General features: G+C 70.6%; 18 protein-coding genes and 2 pseudogenes. 11 read left to right on the top strand and 9 right to left on the bottom strand.

The features are described from left to right. Positions 1–172: 172 nt before the first annotated feature. Positions 173–523, bottom strand: a complete 351-nt coding sequence (locus AC5Y6X_RS18655) for a hypothetical protein (protein ID WP_499988255.1) — start codon at positions 521–523, stop codon at positions 173–175. Between the two features lie 156 nt (positions 524–679). Between AC5Y6X_RS18655 and rbpA the strand changes: the two genes are divergently transcribed. After that, on the top strand, positions 680–1,015 hold the full coding sequence (gene rbpA, locus AC5Y6X_RS18660) for an RNA polymerase-binding protein RbpA (protein ID WP_324677289.1): 336 nt from the start codon (positions 680–682) through the stop codon (positions 1,013–1,015). A gap of 4 nt (positions 1,016–1,019) precedes the next feature. On the opposite strand, the pseudogene AC5Y6X_RS18665 reads toward rbpA, so the two are convergent. From AC5Y6X_RS18665 to AC5Y6X_RS18680, 4 genes and pseudogenes are all read right to left on the bottom strand, one after another. Next, positions 1,020–1,856: pseudogene (locus AC5Y6X_RS18665) on the bottom strand (polyprenol monophosphomannose synthase); the annotation flags it as partial. A gap of 59 nt (positions 1,857–1,915) precedes the next feature. Continuing rightward, positions 1,916–3,595 (bottom strand): annotated as a pseudogene (gene lnt, locus AC5Y6X_RS18670) (apolipoprotein N-acyltransferase); the annotation flags it as partial. Positions 3,596–3,695: 100 nt separating this feature from the next. After that, positions 3,696–5,297 carry an amidohydrolase gene (locus tag AC5Y6X_RS18675; RefSeq protein ID WP_499988258.1) on the bottom strand — a complete coding sequence of 534 codons (1,602 nt, stop codon included), beginning with the start codon at positions 5,295–5,297 and terminating at the stop codon, positions 3,696–3,698. Between the two features lie 34 nt (positions 5,298–5,331). Next, on the bottom strand, positions 5,332–5,838 hold the full coding sequence (locus AC5Y6X_RS18680; RefSeq protein WP_499988260.1) for an FxsA family protein: 507 nt from the start codon (positions 5,836–5,838) through the stop codon (positions 5,332–5,334). Positions 5,839–5,911: 73 nt separating this feature from the next. Between AC5Y6X_RS18680 and AC5Y6X_RS18685 the strand changes: the two genes are divergently transcribed. After that, positions 5,912–6,610, top strand: a complete 699-nt coding sequence (locus tag AC5Y6X_RS18685; RefSeq protein ID WP_499988261.1) for a dienelactone hydrolase family protein — start codon at positions 5,912–5,914, stop codon at positions 6,608–6,610. On the opposite strand, the gene AC5Y6X_RS18690 is transcribed toward AC5Y6X_RS18685, so the two are convergent. Together AC5Y6X_RS18690 and AC5Y6X_RS18695 are read right to left on the bottom strand one after the other, a co-directional pair. Further along, positions 6,607–7,464, bottom strand: coding sequence for a type 1 glutamine amidotransferase domain-containing protein (locus AC5Y6X_RS18690; protein ID WP_499988263.1), 858 nt, complete (start codon positions 7,462–7,464; stop codon positions 6,607–6,609). The two genes, AC5Y6X_RS18685 and AC5Y6X_RS18690, sit on opposite strands and share 4 nt — an antisense overlap. 13 nt (positions 7,465–7,477) lie before the next feature. Further along, a complete protein-coding gene (locus tag AC5Y6X_RS18695; RefSeq protein WP_499988265.1) occupies positions 7,478–7,864 on the bottom strand; it encodes a PPOX class F420-dependent oxidoreductase in 387 nt (128 codons plus the stop codon). Between the two features lie 126 nt (positions 7,865–7,990). On the opposite strand from AC5Y6X_RS18695, the gene AC5Y6X_RS18700 reads away from it, so the two are divergent. The 4 genes from AC5Y6X_RS18700 to AC5Y6X_RS18715 are packed head-to-tail and all read left to right on the top strand — an operon-like array spanning position 7,991 to position 11,821. Continuing rightward, positions 7,991–9,223 carry a DUF1214 domain-containing protein gene (locus tag AC5Y6X_RS18700; RefSeq protein ID WP_499988267.1) on the top strand — a complete coding sequence of 411 codons (1,233 nt, stop codon included), beginning with the start codon at positions 7,991–7,993 and terminating at the stop codon, positions 9,221–9,223. Beyond that, positions 9,220–10,377, top strand: a complete 1,158-nt coding sequence (locus AC5Y6X_RS18705) for a sulfotransferase family protein (protein ID WP_499988269.1) — start codon at positions 9,220–9,222, stop codon at positions 10,375–10,377. The genes AC5Y6X_RS18700 and AC5Y6X_RS18705 overlap by 4 nt, the downstream gene beginning before the upstream one ends. Before the next feature lie 4 nt (positions 10,378–10,381). Then, positions 10,382–10,993: a TetR/AcrR family transcriptional regulator gene (locus tag AC5Y6X_RS18710; RefSeq protein WP_499988271.1), complete on the top strand. Its 612-nt coding sequence runs from the start codon at positions 10,382–10,384 to the stop codon at positions 10,991–10,993. Positions 10,994–11,017: 24 nt separating this feature from the next. Continuing rightward, a complete protein-coding gene (locus AC5Y6X_RS18715; protein ID WP_499988273.1) occupies positions 11,018–11,821 on the top strand; it encodes an SDR family NAD(P)-dependent oxidoreductase in 804 nt (267 codons plus the stop codon). An 83-nt stretch (positions 11,822–11,904) separates the two neighbouring features. Here the strand turns inward: AC5Y6X_RS18715 and cobN are convergent, their stop codons facing one another. Continuing rightward, on the bottom strand, positions 11,905–15,480 hold the full coding sequence (gene cobN / locus AC5Y6X_RS18720) for a cobaltochelatase subunit CobN (RefSeq protein WP_499988275.1): 3,576 nt from the start codon (positions 15,478–15,480) through the stop codon (positions 11,905–11,907). 59 nt (positions 15,481–15,539) lie between these two features. On the opposite strand from cobN, the gene AC5Y6X_RS18725 reads away from it, so the two are divergent. Continuing rightward, positions 15,540–16,370 (top strand): SDR family oxidoreductase, encoded by an 831-nt coding sequence (locus AC5Y6X_RS18725; RefSeq protein ID WP_499988277.1) that lies wholly within the window; start codon positions 15,540–15,542, stop codon positions 16,368–16,370. 3 nt (positions 16,371–16,373) lie between these two features. Here the strand turns inward: AC5Y6X_RS18725 and AC5Y6X_RS18730 are convergent, their stop codons facing one another. Then, the gene (locus AC5Y6X_RS18730; protein ID WP_499988279.1) at positions 16,374–17,831 is read right to left on the bottom strand and encodes a flavin-containing monooxygenase; all 1,458 of its coding nucleotides are present in this window, start codon (positions 17,829–17,831) and stop codon (positions 16,374–16,376) included. Between the two features lie 68 nt (positions 17,832–17,899). On the opposite strand from AC5Y6X_RS18730, the gene cobG reads away from it, so the two are divergent. The 4 genes from cobG to AC5Y6X_RS18750 are packed head-to-tail and all read left to right on the top strand — an operon-like array spanning position 17,900 to position 21,498. After that, positions 17,900–18,997, top strand: coding sequence for a precorrin-3B synthase (gene cobG, locus AC5Y6X_RS18735; RefSeq protein WP_499988281.1), 1,098 nt, complete (start codon positions 17,900–17,902; stop codon positions 18,995–18,997). A 4-nt stretch (positions 18,998–19,001) separates the two neighbouring features. After that, entirely contained in the window at positions 19,002–19,628 is a 627-nt protein-coding gene (locus AC5Y6X_RS18740; protein ID WP_499988283.1) for a precorrin-8X methylmutase, read from the top strand. Then, entirely contained in the window at positions 19,625–21,100 is a 1,476-nt protein-coding gene (locus tag AC5Y6X_RS18745) for a precorrin-2 C(20)-methyltransferase (RefSeq protein ID WP_499988285.1), read from the top strand. Before AC5Y6X_RS18740 ends, AC5Y6X_RS18745 begins: the two co-directional genes overlap by 4 nt. A 29-nt stretch (positions 21,101–21,129) precedes the next feature. Beyond that, positions 21,130–21,498, top strand: a complete 369-nt coding sequence (locus AC5Y6X_RS18750) for a SpoIIAA family protein (RefSeq protein WP_499988288.1) — start codon at positions 21,130–21,132, stop codon at positions 21,496–21,498. Positions 21,499–21,500 lie beyond the last annotated feature (2 nt).

A 21,500-nucleotide genomic window follows, 5' to 3' on the forward strand; every position in this document is an offset into this window, starting at 1 on the left:
CAAGAATGTCGCTGGTGAGTATGGCCAACTCCGGCGGGATTTCAAAACGTCCGATGCTCCGCGACACGCGCGGCGGCCCCGAAGTGCCTCACATCCGGCGCCACGCCCATGGCGTGACTGTACCTGGCTACGCATCGGCGGTGGTCAGGCGCATGGCCGCGCGGCGTCGCGGTCAGACACCCACGCGGCGCCAGCCGTCGGCGGCCCGGGCGGCGCGGATCAGCACATCGCACAGCTCGCGCAGCTCGGCCGCGCCGGCGCCCTCGTCGAGCGCCGTGGCGACGTCCTCGGCCGCGCATCGCACCTGGTAGACGCGGTCCGACAGGTCGGCCGCCTCGTCGGCCGACAGCACCACCGCGTCGGCGGGCAGCGCCGCCACCTCGCCCCTGCTCAGCGAGGCCCGCTGCTCGTATGCCCGCTGCCGGCAGGACTGCCGGCAGTACTGGCGGCGACGGCCCATCCCGGCGTCGGCCACGTCCCGGCCGCACCAGCGGCAGGGCTGCGGGCGGGTACGGCGGGTCACGCCTGCCGACTTTAGTCGGGCCCGCCGCGCGATCCCGGTATCATTGATGGTCGCGCCGCGTGGGCCGCGTGTCGGCCCGGGAACTACGCCGGGCGCCGTAACGTTTGCCAAGCGGAGACAATCCCACCAGCCCAAAGGACCTAAGGAGTAGCCCCCATGGCTGATCGCGTACTTAGGGGCAGTCGCCTCGGAGCCGTGAGCTACGAAACCGACCGCAACCACGACCTGGCGCCGCGGCAGATCGCGCGGTACCGCACCGAGAACGGCGAGGAATTCGAGGTTCCGTTCGCCGACGACGCCGAGATCCCCGGCACCTGGCTGTGCCGCAACGGCATGGAGGGCACCCTGATCGAGGGCGACCTGCCCGAGCCGAAGAAGGTCAAGCCCCCGCGGACGCACTGGGACATGTTGCTGGAGCGCCGCTCGATCGAGGAACTCGAGGAGCTGCTCAAGGAGCGGCTCGAGCTGATCAGGTCGAAGCGCCGCGGCTGACCGGTTACGCCCCGGCCGACTTCGTGCGGTTTTCGGCGCGCGCCGCGCGGGCGCTCGGGGTTCGCCCCTGGACGCCCCACCGGCTGACCTTGACCAGCGCCTCGCGGATGTTGGAGCCGCTCATCTTGGACACGCCGAGCTCGCGTTCGGTGAAGGTGATCGGCACCTCGACGATGACGAACCCGTTGCACACCGTCCGCCAGGTCAGGTCGATCTGGAAGCAGTAGCCCTTGGAGTCGACGGCGTCGAGGTCGATCGCCTCCAGGACCTCGCGGCGGTAGGCGCGGTAGCCGGCGGTGATGTCGTGCACCCCGATGCCGAGGGCCAGCCGCGCATAGGTGTTGGCCGTCCAGGACAGGGCCCAGCGCCGCCACGGCCAGTTGCGCACCGCTCCGCCCTCGACGTAGCGCGAACCGATGGCCAGGTCGGCCCCGGCGTCGACGGCGTCGAGCAGGCGGTGCAGCTGTTCGGGCGCGTGGCTGCCGTCGGCGTCCATCTCGACGAGCACCGAGTACTGCCGGCTCAGACCCCAGGCGAAACCCGCGAGGTAGGCCGCGCCCAGGCCGTCCTTGGTGGTGCGATGCATGACGTGGGTGCGGCCCGGGTCGGCCGCGGCCAACTCGTCGGCGAGCTTGCCGGTGCCGTCGGGGCTGTTGTCGTCCACGATGAGCAGGTGCACGTCGGGGCAGGCGTCCCTGAGCCGCCGGTGAATCACCGGCAGGTTCTCCAGCTCGTTGAAGGTGGGGATGATCACCAGGACGCGCTGGCTCGGGCGATTGCCCGGGACGCGGGGTGCCTGCTGGCCGGTGGTCATGTAGCTCCTCTGTCTCGCCCGAAATCGGGTCGGCCGCCCTCGTCGGCGGGCCCGGTGTCGTCGCCGCCGTCTGCTGGCGGGGTGTGGTCGCCGTCGTCGTCGGGCCCGGGCCTCGACCGCCTAGACCTCCGCCGAATGGGACGCGGGAACCACCCATTGTGCCGTATCGCGACCAGAATCACCGCTCCGGCCGCCGCGGCCAGCACCCATTGCAGGATCGCGCCCCAGCGCGTCGCCGGTGTCAGCTGCGTCTTGAGGCGGACCTGAATGTCCAGATAGCCGGGCTCGAAGAAGCCGGTGCGGACCAACTCGGCGCCATCCGGCGCGATCACCGCGCTGATGCCGGTGGTCCCGGCGACCACGACGTATCGGTCGTGCTCCACGGCCCGCACCTTGGCGAACGCCAGCTGTTGCTCGCTCATCCGCCGGTTGAAGGTGGCGTTGTTGGCGGGCACGGCCAGCAACTGGGCGCCGTTGCGGACCGCCTTTCGCGGCTGACGGTCGAAGATCACCTCCCAGCAGGTGGCCACGCCCACCGGAACCCCGGCGATCTGCACCACGTCGCTGCTCTTGCCGGGGACCATGTGGCCGGCCCGGCCGGCGTATCCGGACAGGTGGGTGAACAGCCACGGCATGGGCAGGTATTCGCCGAACGGCTGCACGATCTCCTTGTCGTGGCGGTCGGCCGGGCCGGTGACGGGGTTCCAGACGATCACCGTGTTGGTGTACTGCTCGGGATCCTGGGGGTGGCCCGGCACCGCGAGGACGGTTCCCAGCAGGATCGGCGCGCCGATCGCGTGGGCCGCCTGCGCGATCTGCTGGCCCGCGTCGGCGTCGAGCAGGGGGTCGATGTCCGACGCGTTCTCCGGCCAGATGACGAACTGGGGTTGCGCGGCGGCTCCGGAACGCACGTCGTCGGCCAGCCGCAGCGTCTCCTGGACGTGGTTGTCCAGCACCGCCCGGCGCTGCGCATTGAAGTCGATTCCGAGCCGGGGCACGTTGCCCTGCACGGCGGCGACGGTGACTGTGGGCTCGCCGCCCGATCCGGCGCCGGCGTGCCGCACCTGCGGCCAGACGATGACGGCGGTGAACAGCACCAGGCAGATACAGATGCCCGGCAGCAGCACCGCGGGCGGCTGTTGCTCGGGGGCCGTGTCGCGGGGGCGGGCACCGGTTCGCCACCATGTCGCGATCTCCTGGGCGATCGCGGTCGCGCTGAATCCCACCAGCACGACCGCCGTCGACAGCAGCGCGACGCCGCCGAGCTTGACCAACGGAAGCAGCGGGCCGTCCGCCTGGCCGAAGGCCACCGATCCCCAGGGAAAGCCGCCGAACGGGAAGACCGACTTCACCCACTCCTGGCCGGCCCACACCAACGCGAACCAGACGGGCCAGCCGGGCAGGTCCCGGACGACGACGGCGAAGAGGCCGAAGAGCGCGGGAAACAGCGCGCACGTCGTCGCCAGCGCCAGCCACGGCACGGCGCCCACCAGCAGGCTGATCCACGGCAGCAGCGGCAGGTAGAACGCGAGCCCGAACAGAAATCCGTAGCCCAGGCCGCCCATGACCGTGGTGGCGGGGTGCTTGAGCACCCAGGCCAACAGCGCGGCGGCGACGACGGCGGCCCACCACCAACTCAGCGACGGGAAGCTGGCGCACAGCAGCAATCCGGCCACGATGGTGACCAGCAGCCGCGACAGCCGTGGCCGCAGCGCCGCCCGCAGACCCGGCAACCGCGCGGCCGCCGCGGCGACGGCCCCGGCCAGCGCCCGACGTGCCAGCGCGCCGACGCGCCTCGTCGCACCTTCCCGGGTCTCCGGCCCCGGCTCGAGCTCGTCGGGCTCGTCGGGCCGCTCGTGCCGGCCCCTAGCCATAGATGACCGCGCCCCTGTGCACGGTCCGGCGGCAGCGCGGCAGGGCGTCGGCCGGGCCCAGGCGCGGCAACGCGGGCACCCGCGAGCGCGGGTCGGTGGACCAGCGCTGGACGGCGTCGCGCGGTGCGCTCACGTCGAGGGGTCCGGCGTCCCAGATGGCGTAGGAGGCGGGCGCGCCGGGCACCAGGGTCCCGGTCGTGCCGTCGCGGACACCGGCCGCCCGCCAGCCGCCGCGGGTCGCGGCGGCGAACGCGGCCCGCGGCGACACCGCGCTGCCCGGGGTGCGATGGTTGACGGCCGCGCGCACGCTTTCCCACGGGTCGAGACCCGTCACCGGGGCGTCGGTACCGAGCGCGAGGGGCACGCCTTGGGATGCTAACAGCGCGAGTGGGTTGAGCCGGCCGCCTCGTTCGGGGCCAAGCCGGCGGGCGTACATGCCGTCGGCGCCGCCCCATTGCGCATCGAAATTGGGCTGCACGCTGGCGATGACGCCCCACGCGCCCAGTTTGGCGGCCTGCTCGGCCGTCACCATCTCCACATGCTCGAGCCGGTGCCCGCAGCGGGCGACGGCGGCCACGCCGAGGTCCTCCACGACCCGTTCCAGGGCGTCGACCACCGCCGCGACCGCGGCGTCCCCGATGACGTGGAAACCGGCCGTCACCTCCGCCTGGGTGCAGGCCCGCAGGTGCGCCTCGATGGCGTCGGGTTCCAGGTAGCGGCTGCCGACGCGGTCGGGCGCGTCGGCGTACGGCTCGTGCAGCCAGGCGGTGCGTGACCCGAGCGCCCCGTCGACGAACAGGTCACCGGCCAGCCCGCGGGCCCCGGTCCGGTCGATCAGCGCGCGGGCCTGCGCCGGGGTGCTCACCGCCTCACCCCAATAGCCGATCACCTCGACGCCATGATCGAGGGCGCGAAGCTGCAGCCAGTCGTCGAGCCCGCCGATCTCGGGGCCGGCGCATTCGTGCACCGCGACGATGCCCGCCGCCGCGGCGGCCCGCAGCGCCGCGGCCCGGGCGTCGGAAAGCTGCTCGGCGGTCAGCAGCTCCCGGGCGGCGGCGCGGACCAGGTGGTGCGCGTCGGCGGTCAGCGGCCGCTCCGCGCTGAAGCCGGCGGCCGCCGGGAGCTCCGGGACCAGGCGTCGCAGCGCCGAGGTGGCCAGCGCCGAGTGGACGTCGACGCGGGCCAGGTAGGCCGGCCGGTCACCGAGCGCCGCGTCGAGGTCGGTGGTGCTCGGCGCCGTGTTGTCGGGCCACGACGACTCGTCCCAGCCGTGCCCCCACACCGGCCGGCCGGGGTGAGCGGCGGCGTGGTCGGCGATCATCCGCACGCACTGCGCGCGCGACGTGGCGGGCCGCAGGTCGAGGCCGGTGAGGGCCAGGCCGGTCGCGCTCAGGTGGATGTGGCTGTCCACGAATCCCGGCGCGACGAAGCCGCCGTCCAGGTCGACGACCTGCGCGTCCGGGAACTGGCCGCGGCCGACGTCGTCGCTGCCCAACCACGCGACGACGTCGCCGCGCACCGCCATGGCGGTGGCGTCGGGGTGGCTGGGGCTGTGCACCCGGCCGTTCACCAGCAGCGTCGTAGAAATCGTCATGGCCCGACGATCGGATTGCGCCACACGCCAAAACTTAGATGGGGCCCGGTGACAACGGGGGCCGCGGTGGCGGCTCGACGTCCGTGACGTCGATGACTTCGCCGTCGATGTAGTCGCGGCCGTCGCCGGCGTAGCCCGAGTCGGCCGTGAAGGTCACCCTTTCGGTGATCAGCGGTACCCGCCGCTGCAAACCGCGCAGGGCGATCCCGGCCAGGCCGGGCCCGGCGAGCGTCCGGATCGGCGGCATCAGCAACAACAGGCCCAACGCCGAGGTGACCAACCCGGGCACCAGCACCAGCGCCATGGCCAGGCCGACCATTGCGCCGTCGTTAACGGCGGACTGCGGTTCGGCCAGGCCGGATCGGAGCTGCCCGAGTTGGCGGATGAGCTGCGATCCGGCCATCGGCGCCAGCAGGCCCCACCCGAGCAGGAAGGTGGCCAGCAGCACCAGCAGGGTCCAGCCCCACCCGATCGTCGACACCAGCGCGAAGATCACCGCCAGTTCGACGACCGCGTAGACGAGCAACAGCCGCGACAGCATGTCACGCCAACGTCTGCGGATCGCTCCCGAGTTCCCCTGGTGATGCACAACTCGGCTGCAGTTAGATGACGCTATGACGACGATTCAGATCGAGGCCCCCGACGGACCGATCGATGCGCTGCTCGGCATCCCCGAGGGAACCGGCCCGTGGCCGGGCGTGGTGGTGATCCACGACGCGGTCGGCTATGGCCCGGACAATGAAATGATTTCGCGGCGCATCGCGCAGGCGGGCTACCTGGCGCTGACCCCGAACATGTACGCCCGGGGCGGCCGCGCGCGATGCATCACGCGGGTCATGCGCGAGCTGATGACCAAGCGTGGTCGCGCACTCGACGACGTCCTGGCCGCTCGGGATCACCTGCAGTCGATGCCGGAGTGTTCCGGCCGCGTCGGCATCGCCGGGTTCTGCATGGGCGGTGGCTTCGCACTCATCATGTCGCCCAAGGGTTTTGGCGCCTCCGCGCCGTTCTACGGCACGCCGCTGCCGCGCCACCTGAGCGAGACGCTGGACGGAGCGTGCCCGATCGTGGCCAGCTTCGGCAGCCGTGACCCGCTGGGAATCGGCGCGGCCAAGAAGTTGCGGGAGGTGACCGCGGCCAAGCAGATCACCGCCGACATCAAGTCCTACCCCGGCGCGGGTCACAGCTTCGCGAACCAGCTGCCCGGCCAGCCGCTGCTTCGCGTGGCCGGTTTCGGCTACAACCGGGACGCGGCCGACGATGCGTGGAGCCGGGTGTTCGCGTTCTTCGGCGAGCACCTTAGCTATAGCTAGGGCCGCAGCTTGCGCGACAACACGGTGGCGAAGGTGTGCGTGTCGCCGGGCCAGCGCGCCGACAGGTAGTTGCCGTCGTCGACGACGAATGCGGGCCGCGAGTCCGTCGCGGTGTCGCGTGCGATTCCCGAGGACTTGCGCCGCCAGTGCGGCGATCCGCGGACGACGTCGCAGAAATCCGCCGGGTCCTTCAGGGCGCGGGTGACCTCGGACTGAACCGACATGTACCCGCCGGGCTGGCCGGGCTCCTCGGTGTAGGTCCGGTAGTAGTCGGGGTCCCAGAATCGGGTGACGCGGGTCAGCCGCCAGGCGAGCCGCTCCATCGCCCACGTCAACGCCGTGGTCTTGTGCCCGTAGAGCACCGAGTGGCCCGTGGCGGGATCGACGCTGCGCGCGGCGAGCAGCGCACCGTGACAGATCGCGGCCACCACCAGGCCGCGGGCGAAGGCGTCCACGACCAGGCGCTGCAGGATGTCGCTGTCGATGTAGCCGCGCATGCCGCGGGCGCGGTGCCCGCCGGGCAGCAGCAGCGCGTCGACGTCGTCGAGGGTGGCCCGCGACCAGCTGGCGGGACGGCGGAATTCGGTGGAGCCGACCATCGCGGCATAGGCCTCGCGGCCGTCCTTGTTCGCCCGCAGCGCCAGCCCGATCGCCGGGACCGCGCCCAATATCGGTAGCGCGGACCAGATGTCGAGGCCGCGGCCGGTGACCATGATGTCGTCGGCCACGCCCGGGGCGCCGCTCTGGGTGGCGAACAGAACCCGATGACCGTTGCGCGTCAGAACCCGCCAGCTGACCGCGACCTCGGTAGGGTCGAAGTCGCGGTCCGGGATCGGGATCAGGACGGCGCCCATGATCTGTGTCCGGTTAGCTTCCAAGCACTTTCAGCTCGAGGCCGACGTTGTTCTCCATCCCGCCGCGCAGCTTGCTGACGAAGTTGAACAGCCGGCCCTGGATGCCGTAGCGCTTGCCGATCGCGTCGTAGACGGCCCGGGTCTGCGACTTGTCCAGGATCGCCGCGGTGCCCTCGACCGCCTCGCTGGTCGGGCGGCCGCGCAGGGTGCAGGTGGCCAGCGTCACGCGGGGGGTGTTGCGGATTCGCTTGACCTTCCACGACTTTCCCTCGGTGATGACGAGCAGCCGCTCGCCGTCGGCCGCGGCCCAAATCGGAACCGGCTTGGGCCGGCCGTCCTTGGTGAAGGTGGTCAGCAGGATGTATTGCGCCTTGGCGAGGTCGGCGAGGGTGGGCGTCACGCTGTCAACCTACCGCCGGGTGATCGTGCCGTTGACTTCGCCGCCCTCGGCTGCAATAGTCGACCGGATTAAGTGAAAATTATATTTTCGCTTAAGGGCTTACAGCTACGACCGGAGCGGGGCAACGTGGGCGACCCGAAGAAGCCGTTGGCGTGGTTGCCGTTCTCGATCGCCGAGGCGGCGTTATCGGGGGCGGCGGGCGACGACGATCCGTCCCGGGCGTGGTCGCACCTGATGGACGGGCTTCGCGACGCCGCCCGGGTCGTGGAATCCGATCCGGCGTGCCGGAATCGGGCCGATTTCGCCGCGGGCATGCGTCATCTGCTCGTCCTGCTCGCCGCGGGCATCGACGAGGCGCTGCGGTTCGATCCCGATCCGGTGCTGTGCGTCCAACGCACCAGCACCGACGACATCCTGACCTGGGGAATGGAGTGCCCGGACTGCCTTTACACCCGGGCCGTGCTGCGGGGCGGGGAGAGATACCGGCTGTTCGGCAATCGCGGCACCGCCCGCTACGTCGGGCTGCAGACGATGAACGGCATTGCGGCGACCGCGAACGAACTGGTCGACGAACTCGAGGTGGACGCCGACGGAAACTTCGAGGTGGTGCTGTCGGCCTCGGAGCCGACGGGGCGAGCGGGAAATTGGATGCGCATCGAGGGCAAGCACCCCACGCTTACGGTGCGGCACTTCTTCTACGACTGGGAGACCGAGACGGCGTCGTCGCTGCGCATCGAACGACTGGGCGACGCGGCGCCGGCGACCCGCCCGGCCGTCGATCCCGACGCCGCGCTCTCGCGCCAGCTGATCGCCCTGGGCGACTTCGTTCAGGACAACCTGGCCTTTTTTCTGCAATTCGGCGCCGCGCCGCCGCCGAACGGCTTCCTGCCCCCGATCGACCGCACCGACATCGGCGCTGCGGCGGAGAACAAGCCGGTCATCGGTCGGTGGGAACTGGACCGGGGCGAGGCGCTGATCGTGGAAGTCGAACCGCCCGAAGGGATTTACTGGAGCTTTTCCATCGGCAACCCGTGGTGGGAAACGATTCACTACGGGCACCACCAGTCCAGCCTGAACGCCCATCAGGCCGCGGTGGACTCCGACGGGCGGGTGCGTGTGGTGCTGTGCGCCGAGGATCCCGGGATCGCGAATTGGCTCGACACCGCGGGCCACAGCAACGGCCCGATCATCCTGCGCTGCGTGCGAACCAAGACGGCGCCGACACCGACGACGCGGCTGGTGTCGTTCGACGACGTGCGCACCGAGTTGCCCCCGGGCACGGCGACGGTCACGACGGACGAACGGGCAGCCGTCCTCGCGGCGCGTCGGCGCGCCGTGCGCGAAAGGTTCGGACGGTGACGTTCGACGCCGACGAGTTGGAGGAAGGCGCCCGCGCCGCAACGGGTCTGGATGACTTCGGCTCCCCCTACTACCGGGAGGGTCTGGAACGCATCGTCGATGCGCTGAACACCGAGGCGGACCTCAACGACATCGGCCGGGTCATCCAGCACGCCACCATCAGCAACGCCCTGATTCAGCGGCTCAAGATCGAGGACACCTACCGCCGGCACCCCGAGATCGACGACCAGGTGGTCGGCGGCCCCGTTTTCGTCATCGGTTTACCTCGCACCGGGACGACGGCGCTGAGCCAGCTGGTGGCCGCCGATCCGCAATTCCGGTCGCTGCGAATGTGGGAATCCCAGGCGCCCACCCCGCCGCCGGAGGCCGCCACCCAGCACACCGATCCGCGGATCGCCCAGGCCGAGGCCGGTCTGAAGATGCTCAACGACATGTTCCCGTTGATGAAGACGATGTACAACTCCGAGCCCACGGCCCCGACCGAATGTCAGGACCTGATGGGCATGAGCTTTCGCACCTTCCACTTCGACGGCGCCGTCCACGCGCCGGGCTACCTGGCCTGGCTGATGGGCTGCGACATGCGTGAGACGTACACCTATCACCGGCGAGTGCTCAAGTTGCTGCAATGGCATTGCCCGCCGGTGCTGTGGCACCTCAAGACCCCGGTGCACATGTTCGCCCTCGACGCGCTCGTCGCCGCCTACCCGAACGCCAAATTCCTGTGGAGCCATCGCGATCCGGCCAAGGTGATGGGCTCGGTGTGTAGCCTCATCCGGTACGTGCGCAGCTGGAGCAGCGACCGCGACGACGCCAGGGAGCTGGGCGCGGAACAAGTCGACAGCTGGGCCGAGGGCGTGCGGCGGGCCATGGATTTCCGTCGACGGGTGGGCTCGAAAGATGGCAAAGACCGATTCGCCGATGTCTCCTTCGCCGATTTGCAGACCGATCCGGTGCGCGCGCTGCAAACCGGTTACGAGAGGCTGGGTTTGACGTTCACCGATGCCACTCTGCGCTCGGTCCAGCAATGGGCGCGGGCACACCAGCCGGGCTCGCGCGGGGCGCACGAATACGACCTCGCCGACTACGGCCTGACCCCGGAGGGTGTTCGCGAGCGGTTCGCGGACTACCTCGCCACCTACGATGCGAGCGCCTGACCCCGTGAGCGCCCCCCGCGCGAGGCGACGCGACAAGCTGGCTCCCGACGCGGCGGTGCGTCGCGCGATCCTGGCGGCCGCGTCGACCGTCGTGCGCGAGCAGGGAATCGGCAAGCTCAGCGTCGGCGCGGTCTTGGAACGGACCGCGCTGGGAACCCGCGCGTTCTATCGGCATTTCGATTCGAAGGACGAATTGGTGGCCGCGCTCTTCCTCGACGCGGCCCGCGCGGAGGAACGGCGGCTGCGACGCCGAATGGCCTCCGCCACAACGGAGATCGATGCGGTCGCGGCGTGGATCGATGGGCGGCTCGACCTGGCGTTCGACGACAGCGTCGAATCCGATTTGCGTCGCATGTCGTTGGAGGCTCAGTCGCAGTCCCCCGCGCTGGTTCAGCCCGCTTACGCGGTAATGCTCAAGCCGCTGCGCGACGCGCTTCGGCGCGGTCTGCAGGGCGGGGCGTTCCCGCACATCGACCCCGTGACCGACGCGCAGTTCATTCACGGGGTGGTGTGGGCGGGCATCAACCAGCAATGGGCGACGGGCGATTGCGACCGCGACGAGATCCGCGACCGCATGCTCCGGTTTTGCCTGCGCGGGCTGGGCGCCGGCGCCTGAGAATCAAACAGAGGGAGGCATTCGATGGACCTGGGTTTCACCGGATCGACGGCCGTGGTCACGGGCGGCAGCAAGGGGATGGGGCTGGCGATCGCCGAAGCCCTTGCGGCCGAAGGGGCCAGAGTCGCGGTGATGGCGCGCGGCCAAGGGGCACTCGACGCCGCCGTCGCGTCGCTGCGCGAGGCCGGCGCCCCGGACGCGGTGGGGATCAGCGTGGACATGGCCGATGCCGAATCGATTGCCGACGGTTTCGCCGCGGTCTCGCAGCGGTGGGGTCAACTCAATTGCCTGGTCCACACGATCGGGCCGGGCGACGGCTATTTCGAGCAGATGGACGACGCCGAATGGGACGCCGCGTTCACGCTGGGCACCATGTCGGCCGTGCGATCGATCCGCGCCGCCCTGCCGCTGCTGCGCGCTGCGGATTGGGCGCGCATCGTGACCCTGTCGGCGCACTCGATTCAGCGGCAGAATCCGCGCCTCGTCGCCTACACGGCGTCGAAAGCGGCGCTGGCCAGCATCACCAAGAACCTGTCCAAAAGCCTTGCCAAGGACGGCATCCTGGTCAACTGCGTGTGCCCCGGAACCATCGTGACCGCGAGCTTCACCGAGGTGCTCAAGGACATCCTCGCGGCCGAGGGCCTCGACGCCACGAATCCGCGCGACGTCATGACGTGGATCGACAACAACTTTCACCAACCGTGCGACCTCGGTCGCGCCGGCCTTCCCGAGGAGGTCGCATCCCTCACCGCGTACCTGGTGTCGCGGCGCAACGGCTATGTCACGGGCGCCACGGTCAACGTCGACGGCGGGTCGGATTTCGTCTGAGTGCTGCCCTGCCGGCGAGCAGACGCAAAAGCACCTCAAAACCACGGGTTTTGGGTGCTTTTGCGTCTGCTCGGCAGGGAACCTCAGCCCTCCAGGTCGCCCTCGGTTTCCAGCAGCGCCCGGCGCAGCCCGTCGAGCGTTTCCGGTTGCGGGTCCGCCCACATGCCGCGGCCGGCGGCCTCCAGCAGCCGCTCGGCCATGCCGTGCAGTGCCCACGGGTTGGACTCCGCCATGAACTTCCGGTTCTCGGCGTCCAGCACGTAGCGCTCGGTGAGCTGTTCGTACATCCAGTCGGCCATTACGCCCGCGGTGGCGTCGTAGCCGAATAGGTAGTCGACGGTGGCGGCCATCTCGAACGCGCCCTTGTAGCCGTGCCGGCGCATGGCGGCCATCCAGCGCGGGTTGACCACGCGGGCGCGGAATACCCGCGTGGTCTCCTCCGACAGGGTCCGCGTGCGGATCGCGTCGGGCCTGGTGTTGTCGCCGATGTAGGCGGCGGGCGCCTGGCCGGTCAGCGCGCGCACCGTGGCCACCATGCCGCCGTGGTACTGGAAGTAGTCGTCGGAGTCGGCGATGTCGTGCTCGCGGGTGTCGGTGTTCTTGGCGGCCACCGCGATTCGCCGGTACTGGCGGTTCATGTCGTCGACCGCCTCGCGACCGTCGAGGTCGCGGCCGTAGGCGAAGCCGCCCCAGGCGGTGTACACCTGCGCGAGGTCCGCGTCGTCGCGCCAGTTGCGGCTGTCAATGAGCTGCAGCAGACCGGCTCCGTACGTTCCGGGCTTGGAGCCGAAAATCCTTGTGGTGGACCGCCGTTGATCGCCGTGCTGCGCGAGGTCGGCCCGGGCGTGCGCCCTTATGTAGTTTTGGTCGGCCGGTTCGTCGAGGTCGGCGACCAGGCGCACGGCGTCGTCGAGCATGGTGACGACGTGCGGGAAGGCGTCGCGGAAGAAGCCCGAGATCCGCACCGTCACGTCGATCCGCGGCCGGCCCAGCTCGGCGAGCGGGATCGGCGTCAGCCCGACGACCCGCCGCGACGCGTCGTCCCAGACCGGCCGGACGCCCAGCAGCGCAAGGACTTCGGCGATGTCGTCACCCGCGGTGCGCATCGCCGAGGTGCCCCAGACCGACAGCCCCACCGACTGCGGCCAGCGCCCGTGGTCGCCGCGGTAGCGGGCCAGCAGCGAATCCGCGAGGGCCACACCGGCTTCCCACGCGAGCCGGGACGGTATCGCCTTGGGGTCGACGGAATAGAAGTTGCGTCCGGTGGGCAGCACGTTGATCAGGCCGCGCAGCGGTGAACCCGACGGACCCGCCGGGATGAACCGGCCGTCCAGCGCCCGCAGCACCTGGTCGATTTCGGATGCCGTGCCGGCCAGGCGGGGCACCACCTCGGTGGCCGCAAACCGCAGCACTGTTGCCACCTCGGGGTTGTCGGTGATCCGGTCGGCGGCATCGGGATCCCACCCGGCTGCCTGCAGTGCCGCGACGAGCTCACGCGCGGCGGCCTCGGCCCGGTCGACCGCGGACCGGTCATCGTGGCCGTCCTCGGCCAGGCCCAGCGCCTGCCGCAGGCCGGGGATGACGTGCGCACCGCCGAACAGCTGCCGGGCGCGCAGGATGGCCAGCACCAGATCGAGTTCCTGTTCGCCGGTTGGCTTTTGGCCCAGGATGTGCAATCCGTCGCGGATCTGGACATCCTTGATCTCGCACAGCCAGCCGTCGATGTGCAGGATCATGTCGTCGAACGAGTCCTCCGCGGGCCGCTCGGTCAGGCCGAGGTCGTGGTCCATCCTGGCGGCCCGGATCAGCGTCCAGATCTGCTGGCGGATCGCGGGCAGCTTGCCCGGGTCGAGGGCGGCGACCGTGGCGTGTTCGTCGAGCAATTGCTCCAATCGCGCGATGTCGCCGTAGGTTTCGGCGCGCGCCATCGGCGGGATGAGATGGTCGACGAGCACCGCGTGTGCGCGCCGCTTGGCCTGGGTGCCCTCGCCGGGGTCGTTGACCAGGAACGGGTAGATCAGCGGCAGGTTGCCCAGCGCGGCGTCGGGCCCGCAGGCCGCCGACATGCCCAGCGTCTTTCCGGGCAGCCACTCGAGGTTGCCGTGCTTGCCCAGATGCACCACCGCGTCGGCCTTGAACCCGGTTTCCAGCCAGCGGTAGGCGGCGAGGTAGTGGTGGCTGGGCGGCAGGTCCGGGTCGTGGTAGATGGCCACCGGGTTGTCCCCGAAGCCGCGCGGCGGCTGCACCATCAGCACCAGGTTGCCCGCTTGCATTGCGGCGACGACGATCTCGCCGTCGGGATCGTTGCTGCGGTCGACGAACAGATCGCCGGGCGGCGGGCCCCAATGCTCCTGCACGGTGTCGGCGAGTTCCGCGGGCAGCTTCGCAAACCAGGCCCGATAGTCCTTGGCGGACACCCGGATCGGGTTGCCGGCCAGCTGCCCCTCGGTGAGCCAGTCGGGATCCTGGCCGCCGCGTTCGATCAGCGCGTGGATCAGGGCGTCGCCGTCGTTGGCATCCACCCCGGGCAGCTCGCCGATCCGATACCCGCGCTCGCGCAGCGCACGCAGCAGCGCCACCGCGCTGGCCGGGGTGTCCAGCCCGACCGCGTTGCCGATGCGGGCGTGCTTGGTGGGATACGCCGAAAACACCAGGGCCACCCGCTTATCGGCCGGCGCGACGTGGCGCAGCCGCCCGTGCCGCACCGCCAGGCCCGCGACGCGCGCGCAGCGCTCCGGGTCGGCGACATAGGAGATCAAGCCGTCGTCGTCGATCTCCTTGAACGAGAACGGGACCGTGATGATGCGGCCGTCGAACTCCGGGACCGCCACCTGGCTGGCCACGTCCAGCGGGCTGAGCCCGTCGTCGTTGGCGCGCCATTGGTCCCGCGGGCTGGTCAAACACAGGCCCTGCAGGATCGGGATGTCCAGGGCCGCAAGGTGTTCGACGTTCCAGCTGTCGTCGTCACCCCCGGCGGCCACCGCGGCGGGCTTCAGTCCCCCGGCGGCCAGCACCGTGACGACCATGGCATCGGCGTCGCCGAGCCGTTGCAGCAGTTCGGGTTCGGCGGTGCGCAACGACGCGCAGTAGACGGGCAGCGGGCGGGCGCCCTCGTCCTCGATGGCCCGGCACAGCGACTCGATGTAGGCGGTATTGCCGGCCAGGTGCTGCGCGCGGTAGTACAGCACCGCGATCGTCGGGCCCTGGGCGTCCTTGGCATTCGGCCGTTCCAGCTCACCCCAGGTCGGGGTCACCACCGGCGGCGTGAACCCGAAGCCGGTCATCAGCACGGTGTCCGACAGGAACGCATGCAGCTGGCGCAGGTTGTCCACCCCGCCGTGGGCCAGGTAGATGTGCGCCTGCACCGCGATCCCCGCGGCCAGCGTGGACAGGCCGGTCAGCTCGGCGTCGGCGGCCTGCTCGCCGCTGACCAGCACCGCCGGGACGCCGCTGGCGACGACGGCGTCGATGCCGCTCTGCCAGGCGCGGTAGCCGCCGAGAATCCGGACCACCACCACCGCGGCGCCGGCCAGCAGGTCGGGCAGCTCGTCCTCTGACAGCCGCGACGGATTGGCCCATCGATAGTTCTTGCCGCTGGACCGGGCGCTGATCAGGTCGGTGTCGGACGTCGACAGCAGCAGGATGGTCGGCTCGGCCACCCACCATTCGTACCGCAGCGGGACTCGGTGATTCGCGGCGGCACCGCTAGCGTGGGGCCATGAGGAATGCCGCGGTTGCAGACAAGGTCATCGCCGTCACGGGCGGAGCGCGCGGAATCGGCCTGGCGATTGCCACGGTTCTGCAGGGTCTCGGCGGCCGGGTGGCCATCGGAGACATCGACGAGTCCGCCGTCAAGGAGGCGGGCGCCCGGTTGGGGCTCGAGGTCTGCCGCGGGCTGGACGTGACGGATCGCCAATCCTTCACCGATTTTCTCGACGGCGTCGAAAACGAACTCGGGCCCGTCGACGTCGTCGTGAACAACGCCGGCGTGATCGCGGTCGGTAGCGCGGTCGACGAGCCCGACGCCGTCACCCGACGGGTGTTCGATGTCAACGTCCACGGCGTCATCCTGGGCACCAAGCTGGCCGCGCAACGCATGCTGCCCCGCGGTCGCGGTCACGTCGTCAACATCGGGTCGCTGGGTAGCGTGCTGCCAACCGCCGGCCTCGCAACCTACTGCGCCACAAAGCATGCCGTGCTCGGGTACACCGAAACCGTTCGCATGGAGAACCGCGGGCGCGGTGTGCACTTCTCGGTGATCATGCCGACTTTGACGAACACCGAGATGGTCGCCGGATTCGGACACGCGAGGGGATTCAAGAACGCCGAGCCGGACGACGTCGCCCGGGCGGTCGCCGCGGTGATCGCCAAGCCGAAACCCCGTGTGGTGGTTCCCCGTTCGATGGGCATCGTCGTCTCGGCTCAGCGCCTCATGCCGCAAGGGGTAGCTGAGGCGCTCGGGCGCGCGTTGGGCACGGATCGCGTTTGCACCAGCGACCTCGACGTGGCCAAGCGCGCGTCATACGCCCGCCGGACCGGGACGTCGTGATCGTCAGGCGGTGCGCACCTCGAAGTGCGCCGGCTCTGGTCGGCGCAACAGCTCGCGGTGGGTATCGGGTGACCACGGAAAGAGCTCCGGCAGGCCATCCTTGCCGAGATACCAGCTGTTGCAGCCGCTAACCCAGATGGTCTGCGGCATGGCGGCTTTCATGCGCTCGTTGTATTCCTTGGTGGCCGCCTCGGTCGGCGCCGCGGCGCGTACGACACCATCACGGAGTTGCTCGATCCACCACATCACGTAGTCGGCCTGGTCTTCGGCGATCGGCACCAGTGACTGGTTGCCGATCGGCGAATGCGGGCCCATCAGCATGAACAGGTTCGGGAACCCGGGCACCGCGACCGACCGGTACGCCATCGGGCCGTCGGCCCACGCCTCGTCCAGAGAGAGCCCGCCCTCCCCGATCACCTCCAGCGGGCGCACGTAGGCGCGGGCATCAAAGCCGGTGGCGTAGACCAGCAGGTCGAGTTCGTGCAGGCTGCCGTCGGCGGTGACGATGCCGCGCGGCTCGATGTGGTCGATCGAGTCGGTGATGATCTCGACGCCGGGCTTCTGCACGGACCGATAGAAATGCCCGGCCATCACCTGCCGCTTGCACATCGGTTGGTAACTGGGGGTCAGCTTGGCCCGGAGCTGCGGGTCGCGCACCGACAGCCGCAGGTTCCACCGACACCACGCCTGGATCTGACGGCGCTGCCAGCCCGGGCGGATCGGCGCCACGCCGAACCAGTGCCGCATCAGCCACCCCCAGAAGCGATAAGGCAGACCGTTCAGCGCCGGCCACCTCGACAGCGCCGCCTGAGCCAACTTTGAATAACGCGGGTTGGGGAATGGGTAAACCCACTGCGCGGTGCGCTGGAAGACTTTCAGCTGGCGCACTTTGCCGCCGAGCTCCGCGACGATCTGCACGCCCGTCGACCCGGTCCCGATCAAACCGATCCTCTTGTCCGGCAACGAGACCGAGTGGTCCCAGCGCGACGAGTGAAAGGCCGGGCCGGCGAACGACTCCCGCCCGGGGATGTCCGGGTAACGGGGCACCCGCAACACCCCCGTCGCGGTGACGAGCACGTCGAACGTCTCCTCGCCGTCGGGGGTGGCGAGCCGCCAGCGGCCGTCGTCGTATTCGGCCCTGGTGACGTTGGCGCCGAACCGGATGTTCTTGCGGATGCCGCGTTCGGCGGCAACCTGCCGGAAATACGCCTGGATCTCCGGACCCGGCGGCAGCCAGTGCGACCAGTTGGGGTTCGGCCGGAACGAATAGGAGTAGTAGCGCGACGGGACGTCGCAGGTGAGTCCCGGATACGTGTTGTCGCGCCAGGTGCCGCCGACGTCGTCGGCCTTCTCGTAAATGGTGAAGGAGTCGATGCCGGCGTCCTGCAGCTTGGCGGCCATGCAGATGCCGGACATCCCGGCGCCGATGATCGCGACCTTCAGTGGGCGCTTCGGTGTCATAGCAATCACCCGACCTCTCGCTGGTGCGCACGTTACGCCGGATTGCCCCCTGTGCGTACCGTAGGCGGATGGCCAGGGCCCGCGACGTCGACGGCTGCCCGGGTGCGCTGCAGGTGCATCAGGCGGCCGACGGCGCGCTGGTTCGGGTGCGGCTACCCGGCGGCATGATCACGGCCGCCCAGCTGGCGACGCTGTCCTTGGTGTCGCAGCGGTTCGGCTCGGGGACGCTGGAGCTGACATCGCGGGGCAACGTGCAGCTGCGCGGCATCACCGACGTGACGGCGGCCGCCGAGGCGATCGCCGGCGCCGGCCTGTTGCCGTCGACGACGCACGAGCGGGCCCGCAACATCGTCGCGTCGCCGCTGTCGGGCCGGGCCGACGGCAAACTCGACGTGCGTCCGTTGGTCGGCGTGCTGGACGCGGCGATCCGCGCCGAGCCGCGGCTCGCGGAGCTCGGCGGGCGGTTCTGGTTCAGCCTCGACGACGGCCGCGCCGACGTGTCCGGGCTGGGCGCCGACGTCGGCGCGCACGTCCTGGGCGACGACTGCGCGGTGCTGCTGGCGGGGCGCGACACCGGCGTCCGGGTGGGTGTGGGCTCCGCGGTCGAGGCCCTCGTCGGCGTTGCCGTCCGGTTCGTGCAGATGCGCGGAAGGGCTTGGCGTGTCAACGAATTGGGCGATGCCGCGGGGCTGCTGCCCGGTGCCGCGCTCGGTGACGCCCCCTTTCCGCCCGTCACCAGGGCCCCGGTTGGCTGGATGGACCAGGACGACGGCCGGGTCGCGCTGGGCGCCGCGGTGCCGTTCGGGGCGCTGCCGGCAACCGTCGCGGAGTTGCTCGCCGCCGTCGGGGCGCCGCTGGTGGTCACGCCGTGGCGGTCGGTGCTGGTGTGCGACCTCGACGAGCCTTCCGCCGACGCCGCGCTGCGCGCGCTCGCGCCGTCGGGCCTGGTGTTCGACGAGAACTCCCCCTGGCTGAACGTCAGCGCCTGCATCGGCAGCCCGGGATGCGCACGCTCGGCCGCCGACGTGCGGGCCGACGCGGCGCTGTTGCTCGAGGAGGATTCGGCGGTGCACCGGCACTTCGTCGGCTGCGAACGGGCCTGCGGCAGCCCGCCGGCCGGTGAGGTGCTGCTGGCGACGGGCGACGGATACCGGCGGCTACGGTAATCGGGTGCTCGACTACATCCGCGACGCGGCCGAGATCTATCGCCAGTCGTTCGCGGCCATCCGCGCCGAGGCCGACCTGACGCGATTTCCCGACGACGTCGCGCGCGTCGTGGTCCGGCTGATCCACACCTGCGGACAGGTCGACGTCGCCGAGCACGTCGCCTTCACCGACGACGTCGTCGAGCGGACCGGCGCCGCCCTGCGCCATGGCGCGCCGGTGCTGTGCGACTCGTCGATGGTGGCCGCCGGGATCACCACCGCGCGGCTGCCCGCCGACAACCGGGTGGTGTCGCTGGTGGCCGACCCGCGCGCGGCCGACCTGGCCGCGCGCCGGCAGACCACCCGCTCGGCGGCCGGGGTGGAGCTGTGGGCCGACCGGCTGGCCGGGGCCGTGCTGGCGATCGGCAACGCGCCGACCGCGCTGTTTCGGCTGCTCGAGCTGATCGACGAGGGCGCGTCGCCGCCGGTCGCGGTGCTGGGTGGGCCGGTCGGGTTCGTCGGGTCGGCGCAATCCAAGCAGGAGCTCGTCGAAAACCCGCGCGGGATGTCGTATCTGGTGGTGCGGGGCCGCCGCGGCGGCAGCGCCATGGCCGCCGCCGCCGTCAACGCGATCGCGAGCCGCAGCGAATGACCAAGCGCGGCACCCTGTGGGGAGTCGGCCTGGGGCCCGGCGACCCGGAGCTGGTCACCGTCAAGGCGGCCCGAGTGATCGGCGAGGCGGACGTCGTCGCGTATCACAGCGCCCGGCACGGCCGCAGCATCGCGCGCGGCATCGCCGAGCCGTACCTGCGGCCCGGCCAGGTCGAGGAGCACCTGATCTACCCGGTGACCACCGAGGTGACCGATCATCCCGGCGGCTACGCCGGCGCGATCGAGGACTTCTACGCCGACGCCACCCGGCGGATCGCCGCGCACCTCGACGCGGGCCGCAACGTGGCGCTGCTCGCCGAGGGCGACCCGCTGTTCTACAGCTCGTATATGCATTTGCACACCCGGCTGACGCAGCGGTTCGAAGCCGTGATCGTGCCGGGTGTGACGTCGGTGAGCGCCGCCTCGGCGGCCATCGCGACGCCGCTGGTGGCCGGCGACGAGGTGCTGTCGGTGCTGCCGGGCACCCTGCCGGTCGCCGAGCTGACCCGCCGGCTCGCCGACGCCGACGCCGCCGTCGTGCTCAAACTGGGGCGCTCGTATCACGCTGTGCGGGAAGCGCTTTCGGCCGCCGGGCAGCTCGACGGGGCGTTCTACGTGGAGCGCGCCAGCACCGCCGGCGAGCGCATACTGCCCGCCGCCGAGGTCGACGAGAGCAGCGTCCCGTACTTCTCGCTGGCGATGCTGCCGGGTGGGCGGCGCGGTGAGCCGTCGCTGGCCGGCACCGTCGCGGTGGTGGGCCTGGGCCCCGGCGACCTCGACTGGATGACGCCGCAGAGCCGACGCGAGCTGGCCGCGGCGACCGACCTGATCGGCTACGGCGGCTACCTGGACCGAGTTCCGGTCCGCGACGGGCAGCGGCGCCACCCCAGCGACAACACCGACGAGCCCGCCCGCGCCCGGCTGGCGTGCACTCTGGCCGAGAAGGGGCACACCGTCGCGGTGGTGTCGTCGGGCGATCCAGGCGTGTTCGCGATGGCCACCGCCGTGTTGGAAGAGGCCAAACAGTGGCCGGGGGTGCGGATCCGGGTAATCCCGGCGATGACCGCCGCGCAGGCCGTCGCCAGCCGGGTTGGCGCGCCGCTGGGTCACGACTACGCGGTGATCTCGCTGTCCGACCGGCTCAAGCCGTGGGAGGTGATCTCGGCGCGGCTGGCCGCCGCGGCCGCCGCCGATCTGGTGCTGGCCATCTACAACCCGGCCTCGAAGTCGCGACGCTGGCAGGTCGGTGCGATGCGCGATGTGCTGCTGGCGCATCGCGAACCCGGCACGCCGGTGGTGATCGGCCGCAGTGTCTCCGGGCCCGACGAAGAGGTGCGCGTGGTGCGGCTGGCCGATCTCGACCCCGACGAGGTCGACATGCGCTGCCTGCTGATCGTCGGATCTTCGCAAACCCAGTGGTACTCAGACGATTCCGGGGACCGGGTGTTCACCCCACGCCGCTACCCTGGCTGACGGGGCCGTCAACGCGGAAGGAGAATTCGATGATCGAAATGCTGCCGGACATGCCGGACGGTGTGACCGGTATCCGGGTGTCGGGCCGGCTGCGCGGTGACGATCTCCGCGAGTTCAAGCCGCAGATGGAGGAAATGCTGAACACCGGCGAGATCAGGATCGTGGAGGTCATCGCGCCTGATTACGAGGGCTTCGGGCCGGGCGGGTTGGCCGAGGACCTAAGGCTGGGCCTCGGCGCCCTCTTCCGGCATCATTCGGCCTTCAAGCGAATCGCGGTCGTGTCCGACAAGGAATGGGTCGCCCACACCCTGCATGCGCTGGCGTGGATGATTCCCGGCGAGCTCGCGGTGTTCGGCCTGGACGAGCTCGAGCGCGCCACGGAGTGGGCCGCCGGCTGAGG

Source organism: Mycobacterium sp. NGS26 (assembly GCF_059813025.1).

Excerpts from the sequence above, each read along its gene's own strand:
- AC5Y6X_RS18685 (WP_499988261.1), top strand. The coding sequence starts at position 5,912 with ATGACGACGATTCAGATCGAGGCCCCCGACGGACCGATCGATGCGCTG.
- AC5Y6X_RS18690 (WP_499988263.1), bottom strand. The coding sequence starts at position 7,464 with ATGGGCGCCGTCCTGATCCCGATCCCGGACCGCGACTTCGACCCTACC.
- AC5Y6X_RS18730 (WP_499988279.1), bottom strand. The coding sequence starts at position 17,831 with ATGACACCGAAGCGCCCACTGAAGGTCGCGATCATCGGCGCCGGGATG.
- AC5Y6X_RS18680 (WP_499988260.1), bottom strand. The coding sequence starts at position 5,838 with ATGCTGTCGCGGCTGTTGCTCGTCTACGCGGTCGTCGAACTGGCGGTG.
- AC5Y6X_RS18750 (WP_499988288.1), top strand. The coding sequence starts at position 21,130 with ATGATCGAAATGCTGCCGGACATGCCGGACGGTGTGACCGGTATCCGG.
- AC5Y6X_RS18725 (WP_499988277.1), top strand. The coding sequence starts at position 15,540 with ATGAGGAATGCCGCGGTTGCAGACAAGGTCATCGCCGTCACGGGCGGA.
- AC5Y6X_RS18675 (WP_499988258.1), bottom strand. The coding sequence starts at position 5,297 with ATGACGATTTCTACGACGCTGCTGGTGAACGGCCGGGTGCACAGCCCC.
- rbpA (WP_324677289.1), top strand. The coding sequence starts at position 680 with ATGGCTGATCGCGTACTTAGGGGCAGTCGCCTCGGAGCCGTGAGCTAC.
- cobG (WP_499988281.1), top strand. The coding sequence starts at position 17,900 with ATGGCCAGGGCCCGCGACGTCGACGGCTGCCCGGGTGCGCTGCAGGTG.
- AC5Y6X_RS18745 (WP_499988285.1), top strand. The coding sequence starts at position 19,625 with ATGACCAAGCGCGGCACCCTGTGGGGAGTCGGCCTGGGGCCCGGCGAC.
- AC5Y6X_RS18715 (WP_499988273.1), top strand. The coding sequence starts at position 11,018 with ATGGACCTGGGTTTCACCGGATCGACGGCCGTGGTCACGGGCGGCAGC.